This window comes from Cognatundibacterium squillarum, from assembly GCF_014652435.1.
Taxonomy (GTDB): domain Bacteria; phylum Pseudomonadota; class Gammaproteobacteria; order Burkholderiales; family Burkholderiaceae_D; genus Undibacterium; species Undibacterium squillarum.
Genome location: NZ_BMYU01000007.1, coordinates 1 through 18,871, shown reverse-complemented (window position 1 = coordinate 18,871; position 18,871 = coordinate 1). Strand labels below are relative to the sequence as shown.

The following is an 18,871-nucleotide window of genomic DNA, read 5'->3' as shown; positions in this document are numbered from 1 at the left end:
ATTCGTGTTTGTTGATTTACCGGCAGCCGTATCGTCTGATATGGCCTGTGGACTGCCCAAAACAGCCCGAAAATGCCTCAAATGCGGATTCCGGCACAGCGATCCGGCGGTCGTCGGCAGAAAGTCCGGGTCCCCGCAAAGTGCTGATGCGGACTTCTGCATAATCAGGTGCTGCTCAGACCTGCCGGAAAGCCAGTTTCCGGCTTGCAGCAAAACCAGTTCAGCAAGCGCTCAGCGGATCAGGATGCCGGGACTGGCATCGCGGATATCGCGCAGACCGGTCAGGGCCATGCTGACATCCAGTTCCTTGCGCAGAATCTCCAGCATCAGGCTGACACCCGGCTGCCCCATTGCACCGAGTGCATACAGAAACGCACGGCCTATCATGCAGCCTTTGGCACCGAGTGCGCAGGCTTTCAGGATGTCCTGTCCGCTGCGGATACCGCCGTCGAACCAGATTTCGCTTAAATGACCGGCAGCCTCCACAATCGCCGGTAAGGCATCAATCGACGCCGGTGCACCGTCCAGTTGCCGTCCGCCGTGATTACTGACCACGATTGCATCAGCCCCAAGGGAAGCACCGATACGCGCATCTTCCGCATCCATAATGCCTTTCAGAATCAGCTTGCCACCCCATTCACGCTGTATCCACGCCACATCATCCCAGTTCAGCGTCGGGTCAAACTGGCTGGCGGTCCACTGGCTCAGGGTAGTGATGCCATCCATGCCTTTGACGTGACCAGCCAGATTGCCAAAGGTTTTACGTCCACCGAGTGCGCGCAGCGCCCAGCCTGGTTTCGTCGCCAGATCCAGCAAATTCGCCAGCGTCAGGCGTGGCGGCACCGACATGCCGTTTTTTAAATCTTTATGCCGCTGGCCGAGGATTTGTAAATCCAGCGTTAGTACCAGTGCTGAACAGCCGCAGGCTTTGGCGCGCTGTATCAGTTCACGCACAAAACCACGGTCGCGCATTACATACAGCTGAAACCAGAATGGTTTGGTGGTGATACTGGCAACATCTTCCAGTGAACAGATACTCATGGTGGATAAGGTGAACGGAATACCGAACTGTTCTGCTGCCATCGCACCCAGCATTTCACCATTTGCCCACTGCATACCGGTCAGTCCGGTCGGGGCAATCGCCACCGGCATGCTGACATCGTGGCCGATCAGGCTGCTGCGGGTGCTGCGCTGATCGACATTGATCGCAACCCGCTGGCGCAGTTTGATATCCGCCAGCGCGCTGCTGTTGGAACGGTAGGTGGATTCGGTGTACGAGCCGCTGTCGGCATAATCGTAAAACGCTTTCGGTACACGTTTTTTTGCCAGCAGACGCAAATCTTCAACACAGGTAATGACAGGCATACAGGGCTCCGTTCGGGTGACTGTTTTGCATTGTAGAACGTGCGGCAGGTTCCGTCAGACCTTGCGGTACCTGCGCATCACAGCTCGGTAAAGGTTTCCACAATCAGTTGCCGCAGCCACTGGTTGCCGGGATCAGACTGGTAGCGGCGGTGCCAGAACAGATAACTGGACAGATCCGGCAACTGCACCGGTGGTTTGCGGTAACACAGGCCAAACGGTGCGGCGGCGCGTTCGGCCAGTTTTTGCGGGACGGTCACCAGTAAATCGCTTTGCGCCACGATGTAGGGCACCGCCACATAATGCGGCACCTGCAACTGTGCAGCGATGTTGACACCGGCTTTTTCCAGCGCCTGATTAATGCGCAGATACGGTTCTTCGCGTGCGTTCACAATCAGATGCCGCGCCTGCCGGAATGCCGCCGGTGTCATCTCGGCACCGGCCAGCGGATGTTCGCTGCGCATCATACAGACATAGGATTGCCGGAAAATCCGCTTCTGAAACCAGGCGTCGGATAACTGATCGAACGCACCGAGTGCCAGATCAATTCTGCCCGATTCCATTTCAGTTTTCAGATCGACGGTATTCGCGCGTACGGTGGTGATCTGTACGCCGGGCGCGAGCGCAGGCAAGCGCGCCGCCAGTACCGGCATGAAATACACTTCGCCGACATCACTCATCGCCAGCGTGAAGCGCCGCATGCCACCGGACGGATCAAAGCCGCCCTGCTGATTCAGCGCGGCCGTGATCTGCTGCAGCGCCGGGCCGACGCTGTCAGCAAACAGTTCGGCGCGGGGCGTTGGCTGCATACCGGCGGCGGTGCGTACAAACAGCGGGTCATTCAGGGTGCGGCGCAGTCTCGCCAGTGCATTACTGATGGCGGGTTGCGATAAACCCAGCCGCCGCGCCGCCAGCGAAATCTGCCTTTCCTGATATACCGCCTGAAACACCACCAGCAGATTCAGGTCGGTATCCTTGGCTTCGATCATTATTGATCCCGTGAATGGTCTGTATTTTTGTATTTATATCGTAAAAATTGCGGGCTTGCATTACATTGCGCTGGATATCAGAACATTCTGCACAAGGAGACCACCATGGGAACACCAGAACATCTGCAATACATGACCGGTTTTGCCAATGAACTGGCAACCGAAGCCTTGCCGGGCGCACTGCCTGAGCATCAGAATTCGCCACAGAAATGCGCTTACGGCTTGTATGCCGAGCAGATTTCCGGCACCGCATTCACCGCACCGCGCCACGCTAACCGCCGTTCCTGGATGTACCGCATCCGTCCTGCTGCCATGCATCAGCCTTTCCGTCAGATCAGCAATGGTCAGATGAGCAATGATTTCGCACAGGTACCGTCTACACCGAATCAGTTACGCTGGGACCCGTTGCCGATGCCTGCAGAGTCCAAAGACTTTGTGGATGGCTGGTTCACCATGGCCGGTAATGGTTCTGCAGACGCGCAGGGCGGCTGTGCAATCCATCTGTACGCGGCCAACCGCGACATGGAAACCCGCTATTACTACAACGCCGATGCTGAATTGCTGATCATCCCGCAACAAGGCCGTTTGCTGTTGCTGACAGAACTCGGTCGCCTGCTGATCGAACCGCAGGAAATCGCGGTGATACCGCGCGGCGTGCGTTTTCAGGTGCGTCTGCCGGACGGCGAAGCACGTGGTTATGTCTGCGAAAACTTCGGCGCGATGCTGAAACTGCCGGATCTGGGCGTGATCGGTTCTAACGGCCTGGCCAATCCGCGCGATTTCCAGACACCGGTGGCCTGGTATGAAGACAAAGAAGGCGACTTTGAACTGGTTGCCAAATTCAGCGGCAATCTGTGGTCGGCAAAAATCGGCCATTCGCCGCTGGATGTGGTCGCATGGCATGGCAATTTCGCACCGTACAAATACGATCTGCGTCACTTCAACACCATCGGCTCGATCAGCTATGACCATCCTGATCCGTCGATTTTCCTGGTACTGCAATCGCCCAGCGATACACCGGGCGTGGATACCATCGACTTTGTGATTTTCCCGCCACGCTGGCTGGCCGGTGAAAACACTTTCCGCCCGCCATGGTTCCATCGCAATATCGCCAGCGAATTTATGGGGCTGATTCACGGTCAGTATGATGCGAAGTCCACCGGCTTCCGTCCGGGCGGCTCCAGTCTGCACAATTGCATGAGTGGCCACGGCCCGGATGCACCGACTTTTGAGAAAGCCAGTAACATCGATACTTCCACCCCGCAAAAGGTCTCTGATACGATGGCGTTTATGATCGAAACCCGCCAGATCATCAAACCGACCCGCGCAGCCATGGAAACACCGTTGCTGCAGGCCGATTATTATCAGTGCTGGCAAGGTATCAAAAAGTATTTCAATCCGGAGCAAAAATAAATGACGGTACAACTCAACGAAACACACGATCTGCAACTGCGCAGCTGGGTACAGTCTGCGAACCAGCTGAACTGTGATTTCCCGATTCAGAATCTGCCGTTTGCGGTATTCCGCCGTAAAGGCAGCCATCAGCCCTACCGTATCGGTGTGGCGATCGGCGATCAGATTCTGGATTTGCCGGCAGCGCATGCAGTGCATGCGTTTGCGGGTTACACCGAACTGCAGGGCGGCCACTTTACCGCCGCGGTGAATGCGCAAACCCTGAATGGTTTAATGGGTCTGGGGGCACCGGTCTGGTCAGCACTGCGTCTGGCCTTGTCACGCGTACTGCGTGAAGGTTCTGCGCTGCAAGGCACGCTGCATGCCTGCCTGTTGCCGCAGGCACAGGCAGAATATGCATTGCCTGCGCATATCGGCGATTACACTGATTTCTATACCTCGATTCATCACGCTACGGCTGTTGGTAAGCTGTTCCGTCCGGACAATCCTTTGCTGCCTAACTACAAATGGGTACCGATTGGTTACCACGGTCGTGCTTCTTCTATCGGTGTTTCCGGTCAGGAATTTCACCGTCCTCTCGGCCAGACCAAACCACCCACAGTGGAAGAGCCGGTATTTGGCCCTGCAAAACGCATGGACTACGAACTGGAACTGGGTATTTTCATCGGTCAGGGCAATGCACTGGGTACAGCCATTCCGGTCGAACAGGCTGAATCCCATGTATTCGGTCTGTGTCTGCTGAATGACTGGTCTGCACGTGATATGCAAGCCTGGGAATACCAGCCGCTCGGCCCTTTCCTCGCGAAAAACTTTGCGACGACGATTTCCCCGTGGATCGTCACACTGGAAGCGCTGGCACCATATCGTCTGGCATGGCATCGCGATGCAGCCGATCCGCAACCTCTGCCGTATCTGGACGGTGAAAGCGTGCGTGCGTCCGGTTCTTTCGATATTCAGCTGGAAGTGCTGTTACAGACACCGGCGATGAAAACAGCAGGCACTGCCGCAGAACGTCTGTCCCTGTCGAACTTCCGTCATTCTTACTGGACGGTATCGCAAATGGTTGCGCACCACACGGTCAACGGTTGTAATCTGCACGCCGGCGATCTGCTTGGTTCCGGAACACAGTCCGGTCCGGCACCGGAAGAGGCAGGTTCCCTGCTGGAACTGACCGAAGGCGGCAAAAAACCACTGCAGCTGAGCAATGGTGAACAGCGCGTGTTTATGGAAGACGGTGACACCGTGATTCTGCGTGGCTGGGCGCACAAAGAAGGCGCACCGCGTATCGGTTTTGGTGAAGTCGCGGGTACTTTGCTGCCAGCACGTCAGATCTGAGTTCGCAGTAACAAGTACTGCTGCATCAACAACGTATGTAAAAAATCCCTGCGGTCGTAAGACGGCAGGGATTTTTGTTTTTGTCGCGTATTCCTGACGCAGGCTGCTGATTAATCGTCTGCCATCCAGAAAAATACCGCAGTCAGGCGGCGATCCGGCATCGCATCACCGAAGTAACCGGTCGCACTGTGCACCAGATTTGCTTTATACAGAATCATGCGGTTGAACACATTCTGTACCCGCATATCCTCGTACCACGCCTGCATAGGCAGGGCGCGTACTTTTAATGCATCGACCAGATTTTTATGCGGATCAGTCACGATATTGCCGCCGATCGCACCGTTCGGATAACGCAGGCGACAGAAGCTGGTGCCGCTGTCGGGAGCAGGGTTTTTGCTCAGATAAATCACTGCCGCATAGCGGCATAAATGGCGGCTGTCGGTATGCGGATGCGGCATGCCTTCAGTTTTTCCGACCAGCTGCGCTACATTGCTGTCCAGTCGTAAGCCGCCGGGTGGCTGCACCATCCACAAGCGTGGCTTACCGGTCAGTTCACGAACTCTGGCTTCCAGCGCGGCCAGTTCTTCCGGTAACAGTGCACCGTGAAAACGCATACCCGGCCAGCTTTCTGGTGCATACGGTTTACCCAGTTCCCATTTCTCTCTTGCGAAACAGCGCGCACTGACTTCTTCTGCATTGGGCAGGACATCATCAATGATCCAGAAATTTTTACCGGCTTCCAGCGGTTCGTAGGTTAGCGTCGGTGCAGTGTGGGGAATCGCGGGCAATGGCTGGCCCGGCGCAGGTAGAGGCAGCATGATGCAAAACCAAAAAAAGGAAAGTCACCACAGTAGCAAATGCCAGTACCAACCGTCATTTTTTTTGTGGAATGACGTTGTAATCCTGCGAAGTGATGCATTCATTTGTTTTCGATTTTGAATTCCGCATATATAAAAATATTACCTATCAGAAATACCAGTATTCAATATTATTTAACAATGTAAGAATCCGGTTATCTGCTATTGCGATATGGAATTCTCATGAAAGACTTCTCTCATCCAGAAAAAAATCCGGCTTTATCAGGCATGAATTTCCGGCAGCTCCGCTTACAGCGCGGTGAAACTCAAACGCAGTTCTGGCAACGTTTTGGTGTCAGTCAGTCCTGTGGTAGTCGTATCGAAAAAGCCGGAAGTGCCCCCTTGTCTGTGGCGATGCTGGTCAGTTTGTATGTTAGCGGTAGTGTTCCTGAACACTTGCTGCAGCAAGTAATGGATATCTGCAGTAAACGTGGTGGCAATCCGCACATCATGTGTTGAAGTTTGCTTTACCGGTGACCGGGATTGCTCTCCTATGGTTGCCGGTGCGGATCGCCGGGGTGATACCCCCCAAGAAACATTCCGGTGATCCGCAACTTTTCGTAAAAACGGCCAGTTATCTGACTGGCCATTTTTCTTTTATCAGTTTTGATGATTTCAGCTGAAACTGTATTCGTTTATATCATTCCGGATTCAGGAGTATCTGTAATGCAATCTGCAAACGGTACGGTGCCAGATTCAGTTAATCGCAATCCAGCCCCCACGGATAGCACGGATAACAGCTTGCTGCCGGCTAGTCACACCAAATTTTTGCTTGGCATTGTTAATATGAAAATTAATGGTTGTTTCCGCGCATGACAATATCTGAGCAATTTCCCATGATGATTTTCCGCGCGCAGCCCAGATCAGGCATTCGATTTCCCGTGGCGTCAGTTTCACCGGTAAGATTTCAGGTGGTAATAGCAGCGGTCTGAGTGCATCCATCGCAAAATCCCGGAACAGACACAATTGTCCGATTTGCTGCGCCCCCAGTGTGGCAGGATGCCGTGCAGGATCCGGCGATAACAGCAGCATGATGCTGACCTCTGCATCCTGACCGCGACCCGGCAGCGCAAGCCCGTATTTCAGATCATACCCGGCGGCACAGGCATAGGTTGCCTGTGCCTGAATATCGGCAAAGTACTCTTCTGCCCAGAAAAACGGACGCTGATGGCGTGCACAGTGCTGTAAGACAGGGTCAGTTTCTTTACATTGCTCTGTCAGATAAGTGTGCAGCCAGGCATCCGGCATATTTCCCAGCACTTTCGCATCGGTCAGCGGCGTCAGTTTATGTGGCAGATAGCCAAACAGGAAATACGGAAAACCAAGTTCCCGACTGATTGCAATGCAGGTATTCAGCCAGTCTGTTTCGGTATGTACCTGCAACAATGTATCGAACAGCGCTGAACCTGAAGTCATATTCATAGATGCAAATACCCAATAAGGCTGAGTGTCTGTCGCCGGTCTGTTGCATCAGCGGCGCACCGGGTTGTGGCGGAGTGGGATAATGCTGATGCAGACGAGCCGGGCAGAAGCAGGATCTCAATAGATGAAAGCAGAATCGGAAACGCTGAACCAGGAAGAAACGTTTCCGGTAATTGTATGTATATTATACATATATTAATGAATGGGCGGGGTTCCGGTACCGGAGACTTTGATTTAAGTCGGTTTTTACATGTAAAAATTAAATTAATATGCGAAATGCATACCCTGTGGTAACGCTGTTTTCGCTTATTGTGTTGAATTCAGAAAAATACGTGTCCGAATAAAACGGTGAGGAGGGGTGGCACAAAAAAGACTTAATTTGATTGCGCCAGATATGCCAGAAAAGAGTGCAGCAGGATTGCTGCACTCTTGAATGTTTATTCCAGATGCATCTGGATCACACCGGCTGCCGGTGTGCTGCATGGTTCTTCATCAAATGCGATATCGCCGTCCGGTTTGGCGACACCGTCAATTTTCAGATCGCTGAAATTGAACATATTTCTGTCCATCAGATGCGATGGAACAACGGTCGATAAAGCTGAGAAAATATGGTCAACGCGACCCGGATGTTTTTTCTCCCAGTCACGCAGCATGGCTTTCACGTGTTTACGCTGCAGATTTTCCTGTGAACCACAAAGATTGCAAGGAATAATCGGGAACTGACGCACTTCGGCAAAACGCTCGGTATCTGCTTCTTTGACATACGCCAGTGGACGGATCACGATATGGCGGCCATCATCGGACTGCAGTTTCGGTGGCATGCCTTTGATTTTGCCGCCGAAGAACATATTCAGGAAAAAGGTTTCCAGAATATCGTCGCGATGATGTCCAAGCGCGATTTTGGTTGCGCCCAGTTCGTCAGCCACACGGTACAGAATGCCGCGACGCAGGCGTGAGCACAGCGAGCAAGTGGTTTTTCCCTCCGGTACCAGTCGTTTGACGATGCTGTAGGTATCCTGATTTTCGATGTGATACGGCACACCGATTTTTTCCAGATACGCCGGCAGCACATCTTCCGGGAAACCCGGCTGCTTCTGATCCAGATTGACTGCAACGATATCGAACTTGATCGGTGCGCGTTCACGCAGCGTCAGCAGAATATCCAGTAAGGCATAGCTGTCCTTACCGCCGGACAAACACACCATGACCTTGTCGCCATCTTCAATCATATTGAAGTCGCCGATGGCCTGACCTACCTGACGGCATAAACGCTTGTGCAGTTTATTGTTTTCGTAAGCGATTTTTTCCGGCGAGCGTCCGCTGCTTGTGGAAGTACCTTCCACGGGTGCTGCATCCTGCAATGTTTCATGTAAAGCTTGCATCACAACCTCAGGCTTCTTTAACGTGGAACACTTCAACGCCGACACCGTCGCAATCCGGATATACGTCCGGCTTCATGGTGGAAACGCAGACTGCACGGACACGCGGATGCGCCAGCATCATACGTGCAACGTCATCACACAGGGTTTCCTGCAAATGAATATGGCCTTGCGAAACGCGTTGGGCGATCGTGCCGCGCATGAAATCGTAATCCACCACTTCATCCAGCTGATCTTCTTTCGGTGTTGATAACTCCAGCGGAATGTACAGATCAACATTAATCAGTACGCGCTGTTCGCCTTTTTTCTCAAAATCGTGCACACCGATATTGATATAGATTTCATAATTACGCAAAAACAGACGGCGGCAACCGGTCAGTTGCGGATGGTGCAGGACGGATAACATAAGAAACTCATTCAGAAGAAAGTTGAGATTGGTTTGCAGTCGCCAGATACATGACATCGCGCTGCAAAGGAATCAGGTGCTGCCCGCCATCGACCAGCAAAGTAGTGCCGGTCATGGCCGGACTGTCGGCAACAAATGCGACGGTACGGGCGATATCCTGTGGTGTACTCGAGCGACCGAGCGGTGTGACCTGATGGGCAGCGGCGAAATCGGCTTCGGTCTGATGGCCGGACACCATGGTGATTCCCGGTGCCACGCCGACCACACGTATTTTCGGTGCCAGTGCCTGTGCCAGCATCACGGTTGCAGTTTGCAGCGCCGCTTTGGACAGGGTGTACGACAGAAAGTCCGGATTCAGGTTAAATAATTTCTGATCCAGCAGATTAATTACCGACCCCTGCTGTCCCTCAGGTAACTGTGCGTGTAAGGCTTGTGCCAGCAATAACGGTGCGCCGAGATTCGCATGCATATGCTGGTTCAGCATGGTGTAGCTGAAACTGTATACGTGGTCTTCACTGAACAGCGAGGCATTATTCACCACGCATTCCACCGTTCCCATCGCCGCATTCACTGCCGGTAACAAAGCGCGCACGGCCGCTTCATCGGCCAGATCGCAGCAAAATATTTCTGCTTTACGACCCAGCGCACGGATTTCCTGTGCCGTCTGTTCCGCTTCAGCACGGGAATGATGGCAGTGCACAGCAATGTTCCAGCCCTGACGGGCCAGATGCAAAGCGATTTCGCGGCCGATACGCCGGGCAGCCCCGGTGATCAGGGCGAGTCTCTCAACAGAGGCAGAAGCAGACTGGTTCATGGAAAAAGTTCACGCAGAGGTAGGGTTTTTAATACAATGCCGGGATGCAAAAATTATCTTTACCCATTCCGGCGCCTGAGGCGCTGGCAGCATCTGAAGCACTGACTCAGCAACTGCGGGCAGCGGTGGCTGAACAGGGCTGGATCCCGTTTTCGCAGTTTATGGAAAAGCTGCTGTATACCCCGCAGCTCGGTTATTACAGCGGCGGTGCGACTAAATTAGGCAAAGACGGTGATTTTACAACGGCACCGGAGATTTCGCCGCTGTTTGGTGGCACGCTGGCGCGTCTGTATGCACAGTTATTGCCGGGGATCGCACCGGAAGTCATGGAGTTCGGTGCCGGTACGGGCAAACTGGCGAAGGATTTCCTGACAGAATGCCGCGCTGCCGGTATCGCGGTACGCCGTTATGCGATCGTCGATTTGTCCGGCGAGTTGCAGGCGAGACAACGCGAAACGCTGGCGGCGTTTCCGGAAGTGGTCTGGCTGGATCAGATGCCGGAAGCGTTTTCCGGACTGGTACTGGGCAACGAAGTGCTGGATGCGATGCCGGTGAATCTGGTGCAGCGTGACAATGGCGTCTGGCGCGAACGCGGTGTGGCGCTGGCGGAGGATGGCGCATTTTGCTGGCAGAACGGCCCGCAGGTTTCCGCCGAATGGCTGGAACAAATGTCAGATCACGAACAGTTAGCGGATGGCTATCTGACCGAACTGCATCCGGTGGCCTGCGGTTTTATGCGCAGTCTGTCGCAGATGCTGATCAACGGGCAGCAGCAAACCGGTTCGCACGGCGTGGCGGTGCTGATCGATTACGGTTTTCCGGAACGTGAGTATTACCATCCTGAACGCGATCAGGGTACGCTGATGTGCCATTACCGTCATCACGCACATCCGGAACCGTTCTATCTGCCCGGTTTGCAGGATGTTACGGCGCACGTGGACTTTACCGCGATGGCGGTCGCTGCCTCGCAACAGGGGGCGCAGGTGCAGTTTTACAATTCTCAGGCGGCTTTCCTGCTCGGCGCCGGCATCACGGATCTGCTGTCGCGCACCTCAGCAGAAGATGCGCTGAGTTATCTGCCACAATCACAGGCGCTGCAAAAACTGACTTCGCCGGCGGAAATGGGTGAATTGTTCAAGGTGCTGATCATCGGCACCGGCGCTGATCTGCCACCGCTGTTACAGCTGCAGGACCGCTCACACCGCCTCTGAGGCCTCAAAAATACCCCGGGGGGTATCTGAAAACCCCCGCGTATTCTCTCGACGTCAGGGCGATTTCTTCAAAAAGGCAGGGGGGTATCTGTGTTTCGCTGGTTTTTAACGATTTTTCTGGTGGTGGTTGTCTTCTCCAGCGCCTTGCCGTGGCTGGAAAAGCTGGGCATAGGCCGCCTGCCCGGCGACCTGCGTTTTCGCCTGTTCGGACGCCAGTTCGTGTTTCCGTTCGCCTCGACCATTCTGGTCTGCCTGTTTGTCTTACTCGTCGCCAGAGTGCTGAAATAATCAGCAGCGAGTTGCGTGTGCGCAGCAATTGCACACTATTTCACAGAAGCAAACTCAAGAAATCCCGCGTTTGTGCCGTCACTTCCCTATAATGAAACTGAACAGAGCCCGCATCGCGGGCTGCTTTCGTCGTCTGAATAGTCTGAATCAAGAGTAAGGTCAACATGAGTGAACTCAGTGATATCCGCGCACTGCTGGTAGAGCCGCATCAGGGTATGCGCGTCAGCCTGCATAACATGCTGAATCTGTGTGGTATCAACAAGATTGAACATGCACTGACAGCAGGTACAGCTGTGCGCGCGATTCAGAATAAAGTGTTTGATCTGATTATGTGTGAGTACGACCTGGGCGTCGGTCAGGATGGTCAGCAATTACTGGAAGATGTGCGTCACCACAAGCTTGCACCCTTGTCGACAATTTTTATTATGGTAACGGCAGAACGCGCTTACGCCAAAGTCGTCAGTGCCGCCGAACTCGCTCCTTCGGATTACCTGCTGAAACCATTTACCGCCGATACCTTGCTGGATCGCGTGCTGAAGGCACTGGAAAAACGCAAAGCTTTCGTTGAAGTTTTCACGCATATGGAAAACGGTGCAGTGACCGAAGCGCTGCAAGCCTGCCATCATGGTGAGCGTGATTATCCGCGTTATGCCGTTGACTTTATGCGCCTGCGCGCCGAATTGCACGTGGTGCTGGGTGAAGCTGCCGAGGCAGAAGTACTGTATCAGCATTTGTTCGAACTGAAAGCTGTCGCGTGGGCGCGCCTCGGACTGGCAAAAACGCTGTTCATGCAGGGTAAGTATCAGGAAGCAGAACAAATTCTGAAGAGTCTGCTGGCAGAAAATAAGCAGTATATGGACGCATATGATTTGCTGGCCAAGACCCATGAAATGATGGATCAGTTGCCGCAGGCGAAAGAAGTGCTGGATGCTGCGGTGGCGGTGTCACCGCACGGCGTTCGCCGTATCCGTCAGCTGGGCAAAATCGCGATGGAGTCCGGCGATATTGCGAGTGCAGAAGATGCGTTCAAAAAAGTGGTCAGCCGCGCCCGTTTTTCTGAATTCCGCGATCCTGAAGATCATCTGAATCTGGTTGATGCGCTGGTCAAGAAAGGTGATACCAATCAGGCTAAAACCGTGATCCGTGAAATGGAGCGAAGTATGGCTGGCCTGAAAAAAACCGAGGCCTGCCGTGCAATCTCATCCGCACTGGTGCATTCCAAAACTGGTGATGAACGCGTGCATGACGAGATTAACAATGCAATTAACGCCGCGCGTGAAGATATTGGCTTATCCACCGGTGCCAAGCTCGGGCTGGCAAAAACCTGTCTTGATCATGATAAAGACGATCATGCTTCCGAAGTGATTCTGGATGTGATGAAAAACGCCAGTAATCAGCGCATGCTGTCTAAGGCAATCGGTGTTTTTGAATCTGCAGGTAAAGGCCATATCGCGCGTGAGCTGGCGCAGCGCAGTCAACGCGAAGTGATGGAGCTGGTGGCGCAGGGTGTACAGAAAGCGAAGCAGGGCGATTTCCGTGGGTCGGTAGATCTGATGCTGGCTGCGGCGAAGAAATCACCGGACAATCCGCAAGTGGTACTGAATGCAGCGCTGGCGACATTGAAATGTATTGAAAACATGGGCTGGGATAATGTTACCGGCGAGCACGCACGTGAGTTGATTGATGCCGCACGACGTCTTGATCCGATGAATCCGCGTCTGAAAGCAATCCGTACACTCTACGAAGAGCTGCAACGCAAATACGGACTGAGTGCACGCGGTCGCAACTGAAGCTCACATGATTACCACTCTTCACGCAAGCGCACATCGCGCAGAGGCCATTTTAAACAGCCTGGAAAGTGGTGAAGCTTTGCCAGCGCTGGGTACTGCCATCAGTCAGGTCATTGCGATTGCGTCTTCTTCCGATGACTCCGTCAGTGAGCTGACCCGTTTTATTCTGGCCGATGCAGGGCTGACTCAGAAAATTCTGGGTATTGCCAATACTGTCGAGTATCGCAGTCGTGCCGGGAGTCAGGTCACGACAATATCCCGGTCTGTGATGTTGCTGGGCTTTGATCTGGTGAAAACCAGCGCAATGGCGATACTGATGGCTGAGAAGCTGCGTTCGGTTTCTGCCAGCGAAGCCGTGCGCGGACAATTACTGCAGGCATTGTGTGCCAGTCTGGTCGTTCGGAACATGACTGCTCGTTTTTCACCTCAGCAGCTGGAAGAAGCTGCTGTTGCTGCTTTATTCAGGAATACCGGTTCGCTGTTGATTGCTGTTTTTGAGCCCGCACTGCATACGCTGCTGCAATCCCGACCCGGAGATCCGGCGGTGCGCCAGCAGGCTGAAGATCTTCTGGGGGTGTCAGTCGAAAGACTGACTGTTAGTGTGTTGCAGCACTGGAAAATTCCCGAGCTGATCATACAGGCAACCCAGCCTTGCACCTCCGGTGTGCAGGCGAAAGCAGCCAGCCGTTCTGAGTGGCTGCGTCAGATGGTGACATTCGCCACCGAACTGGTTCCTGCGATCATGGTTCAGGGAACGGCGTCACAAAAAGTGCAGTCAGACTGTTGTAAACGATTTTCTGCTGCACTGGATATCAATGACGCTGCACTGCATAAGCTGGTTCAGAACGTGCAGCATGAAATACATGCACTGATGACGGGCTTGGGCTGGCAGAGTAATACCACACATCCTGCAGATACAGGTCATACTCATTTGGGGGATGATTTTTTGCTGCAGCCGGCAAGGACTGCAGGTTCGGTGCAGCACTATCCCAGCGGCAAACCATTTGCCGCGCGGCAATTGTTGCTCGCAGGATTACAAGAGCTCCGGAATTCAGCTTCGTCCGCTGTATCCCCCTTGAATGACCGTATTATTCCTATGCTGGAAGTTCTGTATAGTGCGCTCGGTTTCCGTACGATTTCGCTGTTACTTTACGATCATTCTAATCAGCGCTGGATCAGCGTCATGTCAATTGGCAGTGCTATGCCGGAATGGCGTCAGCCGATCAGCGGCAGCAACGATATTTTTGTTCTTGCGCTGCAAAAAAATCTGGATATCGTGGTCGCTGACACGCTGGATTCGCGTATCAGCGACCGGTTACCGGAATGGCTGGGGCAACGCTATCCGGATACACGAAGTATGCTGCTGATGCCTTTGGTACGGGCGGAAAAGCGATTTGGTCTGATTTTTGCAGAGCGTGAGCGTAGTGCGGGAGAAGGGTATACTGCGGACGAGTCTGAGCTGATGAATATGCTGCGGCAACGTATGCTGCAGTTATTAGTTCCGGGGACAGATACTTAACTGATATGGGAAGTGCAATGAATCTGACGAACTGGTTTGCATTTATGGTGGCCGCCTGGGTCATAGCGATTTCGCCCGGTTCGGGTGCCGTGTTATCCATGTCGCACGGCCTGAATTACGGCGTAAAACGCGCCAGTGTCACGATTCTCGGCTTGCAGGCAGGTTTGCTGCTGATACTGGCAATTGCCGGCGCGGGCGTTGGTTCCCTGCTGATTGCATCAGCATTCGCTTTTAATGTGATTAAAGTTGTCGGTGCCTGCTATCTGATTTATCTCGGCTGGTCTCAGTGGCGTTCTGAAGCAGGTCCGGCAATCAATGCCGAAACCGGGCAGGCGGCGCACATTCCGAGTGTGAAACGCCGCTTCATGACAGGCTTTCTGACCAATACAACCAATCCGAAAGGGATTATTTTCATGGTGGCGGTATTGCCGCAGTTTATTTCGCAGCAGGAAGCGTTATTGCCGCAACTGCTGATTCTGGCAATCACGATGTGTACGGTGGATTTGATTGTGATGCACAGCTACGCAGCGGCAGCTTCGGCAATGCAGCGCTTATTGCGTGATCCCTCGTGGCAGCGCCGCCAGAATCAGGTATTCGGCGGGCTGCTGATGGCAATCGGTGCGGCGCTGTTATTTGTACGCCGCACGCCGGCAACGGCAGCGGTCAGCTGAGGCTGATACGCTGACGTGCGCACATTGCCTGTAAGTCCTGCCACAGGCAAATCTGATTCAGCAGTAAAGTTGCTGGTTCACGTACTGCTTCAAGTTGCAGAATTTTTTGTAAGCCGTCCGCGCTGGCTGGTAGTGATTGTGAAAATCCGGTGCGGCGGTGTTGCTGATAAAACGCTTTCATCAGCCCCATCGGCGCATCTTTGTGCCAGTACTGCATCAGGCCACCCACCATTAGCGCTGCATCAGCAGTCTGTTCTGCGGCGCGGCTGCTGCGCTTTTGTTCCAGATCTCGGAAGCCGATCAGACGCGGGAAGCGGATTTCCTGTATCCAGCTGGCCGGAATGCCGCCTTCACGCAATAAGCGCACGCTGAACCATTGCTTCCAGCTCTGTTCTGCCGGACCTTCAGGGACAAAGTGCGTATCAGCGCTGACATCGCAAGCTTCTTCCAGGCGAATATCCAGCACGACAGGCAGACTGGCCAGTTCTGCGGCAGACCGCAGATCCATGCCTGGCACTTTGCCCGGCTGTGCCTGCAAAAAATCCGCGAACTGTTTCAGCGTGTCTTCATGTGCTGCATGGGATGCCAGCGTGTCATGATAGAAAGCCATGGCCGCAGCATGATAGGCCATCAGTTCGCCGACCGGAATGCCGCCTTCGGTGGAAGGAATGCCGTTTTCAAGAATTGCAGCCAGCTGTCTGGTTGTGCAGCCAAACCGGACTACGCTACCGGCACCGAGTTGTTGAGTGCTCATGCTTGCTCCGTGAACAGGGAGTGAATTTTTTCAGGCGGACGGCAAATCACCGCGCGACCGTCAGCCACAACGACAGGTCGCTGCATCAGTTTGGGTATTTTTGCCATTGCCGCAAAGACTGCGCCGGAGTCGGTCAGACTGAGTCCCGCCGCTGCGAACTCCTCTTCACCACTCCGGACGAATGCGTCCAGCGGTTCGCCGGTTTGCTGCCACAGTTGCTGTAATTCTTCTGCATTCAGCGGCTGCTTCAGATATTCAACAACGGTCAGCTGACGTTGTTGGTTTGAGGCGATCGCTTCTGCCAGCGCCAGTGTTTCGCGCGACTTGGAGCAGCGCGGATTATGGTAAATCGTAATTGTCATAGCATTTAAAAGGGAAGTTGCAGTCCGCTCAGAACCAGCAGACCGAGAATGGCAAATACGGAAGCTGCGATCCAGCGCACCAGTTTAAACGGAAAATGCGGAGATGCTGTTTTTCCGAGAAATACTGCAGGAACGTCTGCGATCAGCATGCCCAGCGTGGTTCCAGCGACAACGGGTAATAAATCCTGAAAGCGGGCTGCCAGTGCAACCGTGGCAAGCTGGGTCTTATCGCCGATTTCTGCAAGGAAGAACGTAATGCAGGTCAGCATAAATACGCCATACCGGCTGTCGCCGAGGCCGGCATCATCCATGTCATCCGGTTTCAGCGTCCACGCAGCAATGCCCAGAAACGAGATGCCGAGTGCGATGCGCAGCCAGTGTGCGGGAATTGCGCCCGCAATAAAATGGCCAAGCCAACCTGCAAGCGCATGGTTTGCCAGTGTGGCGACCAGAATGCCAAGAATAATCGGTGCTGGCTTTTTAAAGCGCGCGGCAAGCAGCAGTGCGAGTAATTGCGTTTTGTCACCGATTTCACCAACGGTAACCGCCATTGCGGAGATCAGAAATGCTTCCATGGTCATTGTAATGGGGACGGGGTCAGATTAACCAGTGACGAGCGCGCACGACCCCATCCCGGATCAGGAGTGCACGCTCAATCAGTGGTCTTGCCAAATAACAACGCAGAGCATTACTTATTCGTTGCACCATGGCAGGCAGCCAAGTATGTTGATGCAACGCCCGCAGAGCGGCCGGCTACTCCCCAGTGAAAGAGTGCGCGCATTATAACGTCAAACCGAATTCTGTCAGTAAGAAAAAAGCTGTGGACTGCGCAGCGACAGTAGTTGGCTATCAGCCATGCATCTTTCCGCAATCGGACTATTGCAGAGCGATCTCAGCCTCACTATGCTTGCTGAAACATCGATCACCTATCGGATACTGGCATGGACACAAGCTTTTATATGGATCACTTTCTCAGCTTCTGGTCGCCTGAGGAATTGCATGCAAATCTTATTATTTTTCTTAATATCGTCGGTGCTATGCTGCTCGGCTTTGTTGTCGGGTATGAGCGTTCTTATCATGGGCGTGCGGCCGGCATGCGAACTTATGGACTGGTTTGTATGGCATCGGCAGCAGTCGTAGTGATTGCGGGTTATCCAGATTTCTGGTTTGGTGCACGTGCTGCGGGGACAGTGGTACCGGATCCTTCCAGAACTATTCAGGGGATTCTGACTGGCATAGGTTTTCTGGGTGCCGGCGTGATTATGAAGGAGGGTTTCACGATCAGCGGGCTGACCACCGCGGCGTCTGTATGGGCGTCGTCTGCAATCGGTATTTTGGTCGGCATCGGCTTTTATGCTGCGGCAATTTTGCTGGCAGGGCTGAGTGCTGCCTGTATGGTGTGGGTTCACAAACTGGAAGTGTGGCTGCCCTCCCAGGCAGCCGTTGCGGTGATGTTGCGCTTTGCTAAAGATTTTCAGCCGGAAGAAGGTGCGCTGCATGCACTTGCGCAGCAGCGCGGTTACCAGGTAGCGGGGAATACACTTTCTATCAGTATGCAGGACGGTAGAATTGAATGGCGGTTTGTAGCGGTTGCTGCTGACCGGCATCGTGCAATGCCAGTCAGTCAGCTCGCAGAAGAATTCCGGTGTTTTAACGGCGTTGAATCTTTTCAACTCAATCACGCAAAAAACTGATATAGTCTCACCTTTCACAGCTAGGCTGATTCGATTCATCAGCCCTCTGGTTTTAAGCGTCAAAGTCTACACTTAACGCTTCGGTGAAAAAGTTCTTGACAGGTCCCGAAACGATCTCTATAATTCGGGGCTCTTCTGCGGAGAGGTGGCCGAGTGGTTAATGGCAGCAGACTGTAAATCTGCCCTCTTTGAGTACGCTGGTTCGAATCCAGCCCTCTCCACCAGAATAAAGAATTTGCGGCTGAAGTGGTAGCCCCTGCGGGTGTAGCTCAATGGTAGAGCTGAAGCCTTCCAAGCTTAAGACGAGGGTTCGATTCCCTTCACCCGCTCCAGTATTTACTTGGTCAACATGCTGCCCTTGTAGCTCAGTGGTAGAGCACTCCCTTGGTAAGGGAGAGGCCACGTGTTCAATCCACGTCAAGGGCACCATAAAACTGGTGTTATCTAGTCTGAAAACGTCGGGCGCGTCCTGAGTATTCTCGTAAAAATCGTTAGGAGTCCAAAATGGCAAAAGGTAAGTTTGAACGTACCAAGCCGCACGTGAACGTCGGTACAATTGGTCACGTTGACCACGGTAAAACTACTCTGACAGCAGCGATCGCAAC

General features: G+C 53.5%; 20 protein-coding genes, 3 tRNA genes and 1 riboswitch. Of the genes, 13 read left to right on the top strand and 10 right to left on the bottom strand.

What is annotated here, in order from left to right:
* Positions 1-231 precede the first annotated feature (231 nt).
* A complete protein-coding gene (locus tag IE092_RS13545; protein WP_189357736.1) occupies positions 232-1,365 on the bottom strand; it encodes an alpha-hydroxy acid oxidase in 1,134 nt (377 codons plus the stop codon).
* A 77-nt stretch (positions 1,366-1,442) separates the two neighbouring features.
* Positions 1,443-2,351: a LysR family transcriptional regulator gene (locus IE092_RS13540; protein ID WP_189357735.1), complete on the bottom strand. Its 909-nt coding sequence runs from the start codon at positions 2,349-2,351 to the stop codon at positions 1,443-1,445.
* 105 nt (positions 2,352-2,456) lie between these two features.
* Here IE092_RS13540 and hmgA point away from each other — a divergent pair, with 105 nt between their 5' ends.
* Together hmgA and fahA are read left to right on the top strand one after the other, a co-directional pair.
* Positions 2,457-3,764 (top strand): homogentisate 1,2-dioxygenase, encoded by a 1,308-nt coding sequence (gene hmgA / locus IE092_RS13535; RefSeq protein WP_189357734.1) that lies wholly within the window; start codon positions 2,457-2,459, stop codon positions 3,762-3,764.
* Positions 3,765-5,099 (top strand): fumarylacetoacetase, encoded by a 1,335-nt coding sequence (gene fahA, locus IE092_RS13530; protein WP_189357733.1) that lies wholly within the window; start codon positions 3,765-3,767, stop codon positions 5,097-5,099. It begins immediately after the preceding gene.
* A 110-nt stretch (positions 5,100-5,209) separates the two neighbouring features.
* On the opposite strand, the gene IE092_RS13525 is transcribed toward fahA, so the two are convergent.
* Positions 5,210-5,917 (bottom strand): DUF6445 family protein, encoded by a 708-nt coding sequence (locus IE092_RS13525; RefSeq protein WP_189357732.1) that lies wholly within the window; start codon positions 5,915-5,917, stop codon positions 5,210-5,212.
* A gap of 222 nt (positions 5,918-6,139) precedes the next feature.
* On the opposite strand from IE092_RS13525, the gene IE092_RS13520 reads away from it, so the two are divergent.
* A complete protein-coding gene (locus tag IE092_RS13520; protein WP_189357731.1) occupies positions 6,140-6,415 on the top strand; it encodes a helix-turn-helix domain-containing protein in 276 nt (91 codons plus the stop codon).
* 237 nt (positions 6,416-6,652) lie between these two features.
* On the opposite strand, the gene IE092_RS13515 is transcribed toward IE092_RS13520, so the two are convergent.
* The 4 genes from IE092_RS13515 to IE092_RS13500 form a co-directional block, all read right to left on the bottom strand.
* Positions 6,653-7,378 (bottom strand): helix-turn-helix transcriptional regulator, encoded by a 726-nt coding sequence (locus tag IE092_RS13515; protein WP_189357730.1) that lies wholly within the window; start codon positions 7,376-7,378, stop codon positions 6,653-6,655.
* 437 nt (positions 7,379-7,815) lie between these two features.
* A complete protein-coding gene (gene ttcA / locus IE092_RS13510; protein WP_189357729.1) occupies positions 7,816-8,760 on the bottom strand; it encodes a tRNA 2-thiocytidine(32) synthetase TtcA in 945 nt (314 codons plus the stop codon).
* A gap of 7 nt (positions 8,761-8,767) precedes the next feature.
* Positions 8,768-9,163, bottom strand: coding sequence for a dihydroneopterin aldolase (locus tag IE092_RS13505; protein ID WP_189357728.1), 396 nt, complete (start codon positions 9,161-9,163; stop codon positions 8,768-8,770).
* Between the two features lie 7 nt (positions 9,164-9,170).
* The gene (locus IE092_RS13500; RefSeq protein ID WP_189357727.1) at positions 9,171-9,977 is read right to left on the bottom strand and encodes an SDR family oxidoreductase; all 807 of its coding nucleotides are present in this window, start codon (positions 9,975-9,977) and stop codon (positions 9,171-9,173) included.
* Between the two features lie 44 nt (positions 9,978-10,021).
* On the opposite strand from IE092_RS13500, the gene IE092_RS13495 reads away from it, so the two are divergent.
* From IE092_RS13495 to IE092_RS13475, 5 genes are all read left to right on the top strand, one after another.
* Positions 10,022-11,188, top strand: coding sequence for a class I SAM-dependent methyltransferase (locus IE092_RS13495; protein WP_189357726.1), 1,167 nt, complete (start codon positions 10,022-10,024; stop codon positions 11,186-11,188).
* Positions 11,189-11,278: 90 nt separating this feature from the next.
* The gene (locus tag IE092_RS13490) at positions 11,279-11,476 is read left to right on the top strand and encodes a DUF2905 domain-containing protein (protein ID WP_189357725.1); all 198 of its coding nucleotides are present in this window, start codon (positions 11,279-11,281) and stop codon (positions 11,474-11,476) included.
* Between the two features lie 164 nt (positions 11,477-11,640).
* A complete protein-coding gene (locus IE092_RS13485; RefSeq protein ID WP_189357724.1) occupies positions 11,641-13,266 on the top strand; it encodes a tetratricopeptide repeat protein in 1,626 nt (541 codons plus the stop codon).
* Between the two features lie 7 nt (positions 13,267-13,273).
* Complete coding sequence (locus tag IE092_RS13480; protein WP_189357723.1) at positions 13,274-14,785, top strand: HDOD domain-containing protein; 1,512 nt, start codon at positions 13,274-13,276, stop codon at positions 14,783-14,785.
* Between the two features lie 17 nt (positions 14,786-14,802).
* Positions 14,803-15,456, top strand: coding sequence for a LysE family transporter (locus tag IE092_RS13475; RefSeq protein ID WP_189357722.1), 654 nt, complete (start codon positions 14,803-14,805; stop codon positions 15,454-15,456).
* On the opposite strand, the gene IE092_RS13470 is transcribed toward IE092_RS13475, so the two are convergent.
* Genes IE092_RS13470 through IE092_RS13460 form a run of 3 tightly spaced genes read right to left on the bottom strand, consistent with a single transcriptional unit; the run spans position 15,449 to position 17,147 of the window.
* A complete protein-coding gene (locus tag IE092_RS13470; protein ID WP_189357721.1) occupies positions 15,449-16,210 on the bottom strand; it encodes a hypothetical protein in 762 nt (253 codons plus the stop codon). The genes IE092_RS13475 and IE092_RS13470 overlap by 8 nt on opposite strands.
* Positions 16,207-16,572 (bottom strand): arsenate reductase family protein, encoded by a 366-nt coding sequence (locus IE092_RS13465; protein WP_189357720.1) that lies wholly within the window; start codon positions 16,570-16,572, stop codon positions 16,207-16,209. Before IE092_RS13465 ends, IE092_RS13470 begins: the two co-directional genes overlap by 4 nt.
* 5 nt (positions 16,573-16,577) lie before the next feature.
* Positions 16,578-17,147 (bottom strand): TMEM165/GDT1 family protein, encoded by a 570-nt coding sequence (locus IE092_RS13460; protein ID WP_189357719.1) that lies wholly within the window; start codon positions 17,145-17,147, stop codon positions 16,578-16,580.
* Between the two features lie 25 nt (positions 17,148-17,172).
* A riboswitch (yybP-ykoY riboswitch) is annotated at positions 17,173-17,346 on the bottom strand.
* 167 nt (positions 17,347-17,513) lie between these two features.
* Here IE092_RS13460 and IE092_RS13455 point away from each other — a divergent pair.
* From IE092_RS13455 to IE092_RS13435, 5 genes are all read left to right on the top strand, one after another.
* Positions 17,514-18,266 carry an MgtC/SapB family protein gene (locus tag IE092_RS13455; RefSeq protein WP_229793172.1) on the top strand — a complete coding sequence of 251 codons (753 nt, stop codon included), beginning with the start codon at positions 17,514-17,516 and terminating at the stop codon, positions 18,264-18,266.
* Positions 18,267-18,405: 139 nt separating this feature from the next.
* A tRNA-Tyr gene (locus IE092_RS13450) sits at positions 18,406-18,490 on the top strand.
* A 34-nt stretch (positions 18,491-18,524) separates the two neighbouring features.
* Positions 18,525-18,598, top strand: a tRNA-Gly gene (locus IE092_RS13445).
* A gap of 22 nt (positions 18,599-18,620) precedes the next feature.
* A tRNA-Thr gene (locus IE092_RS13440) sits at positions 18,621-18,695 on the top strand.
* Between the two features lie 75 nt (positions 18,696-18,770).
* A partial coding sequence (locus IE092_RS13435) for a GTP-binding protein (protein WP_029951219.1) occupies positions 18,771-18,871 on the top strand: 101 nt, incomplete at its 3' end.

Excerpts from the sequence above, each read along its gene's own strand:
- fahA (WP_189357733.1), top strand. The coding sequence starts at position 3,765 with ATGACGGTACAACTCAACGAAACACACGATCTGCAACTGCGCAGCTGG.
- IE092_RS13465 (WP_189357720.1), bottom strand. The coding sequence starts at position 16,572 with ATGACAATTACGATTTACCATAATCCGCGCTGCTCCAAGTCGCGCGAA.
- IE092_RS13485 (WP_189357724.1), top strand. The coding sequence starts at position 11,641 with ATGAGTGAACTCAGTGATATCCGCGCACTGCTGGTAGAGCCGCATCAG.
- IE092_RS13540 (WP_189357735.1), bottom strand. The coding sequence starts at position 2,351 with ATGATCGAAGCCAAGGATACCGACCTGAATCTGCTGGTGGTGTTTCAG.
- hmgA (WP_189357734.1), top strand. The coding sequence starts at position 2,457 with ATGGGAACACCAGAACATCTGCAATACATGACCGGTTTTGCCAATGAA.
- IE092_RS13455 (WP_229793172.1), top strand. The coding sequence starts at position 17,514 with ATGGACACAAGCTTTTATATGGATCACTTTCTCAGCTTCTGGTCGCCT.
- IE092_RS13460 (WP_189357719.1), bottom strand. The coding sequence starts at position 17,147 with ATGGAAGCATTTCTGATCTCCGCAATGGCGGTTACCGTTGGTGAAATC.
- IE092_RS13495 (WP_189357726.1), top strand. The coding sequence starts at position 10,022 with ATGCAAAAATTATCTTTACCCATTCCGGCGCCTGAGGCGCTGGCAGCA.
- ttcA (WP_189357729.1), bottom strand. The coding sequence starts at position 8,760 with ATGCAAGCTTTACATGAAACATTGCAGGATGCAGCACCCGTGGAAGGT.
- IE092_RS13525 (WP_189357732.1), bottom strand. The coding sequence starts at position 5,917 with ATGCTGCCTCTACCTGCGCCGGGCCAGCCATTGCCCGCGATTCCCCAC.
- IE092_RS13470 (WP_189357721.1), bottom strand. The coding sequence starts at position 16,210 with ATGAGCACTCAACAACTCGGTGCCGGTAGCGTAGTCCGGTTTGGCTGC.
- IE092_RS13480 (WP_189357723.1), top strand. The coding sequence starts at position 13,274 with ATGATTACCACTCTTCACGCAAGCGCACATCGCGCAGAGGCCATTTTA.
- IE092_RS13500 (WP_189357727.1), bottom strand. The coding sequence starts at position 9,977 with ATGAACCAGTCTGCTTCTGCCTCTGTTGAGAGACTCGCCCTGATCACC.
- IE092_RS13475 (WP_189357722.1), top strand. The coding sequence starts at position 14,803 with ATGAATCTGACGAACTGGTTTGCATTTATGGTGGCCGCCTGGGTCATA.
- IE092_RS13520 (WP_189357731.1), top strand. The coding sequence starts at position 6,140 with ATGAAAGACTTCTCTCATCCAGAAAAAAATCCGGCTTTATCAGGCATG.
- IE092_RS13545 (WP_189357736.1), bottom strand. The coding sequence starts at position 1,365 with ATGCCTGTCATTACCTGTGTTGAAGATTTGCGTCTGCTGGCAAAAAAA.
- IE092_RS13515 (WP_189357730.1), bottom strand. The coding sequence starts at position 7,378 with ATGAATATGACTTCAGGTTCAGCGCTGTTCGATACATTGTTGCAGGTA.
- IE092_RS13505 (WP_189357728.1), bottom strand. The coding sequence starts at position 9,163 with ATGTTATCCGTCCTGCACCATCCGCAACTGACCGGTTGCCGCCGTCTG.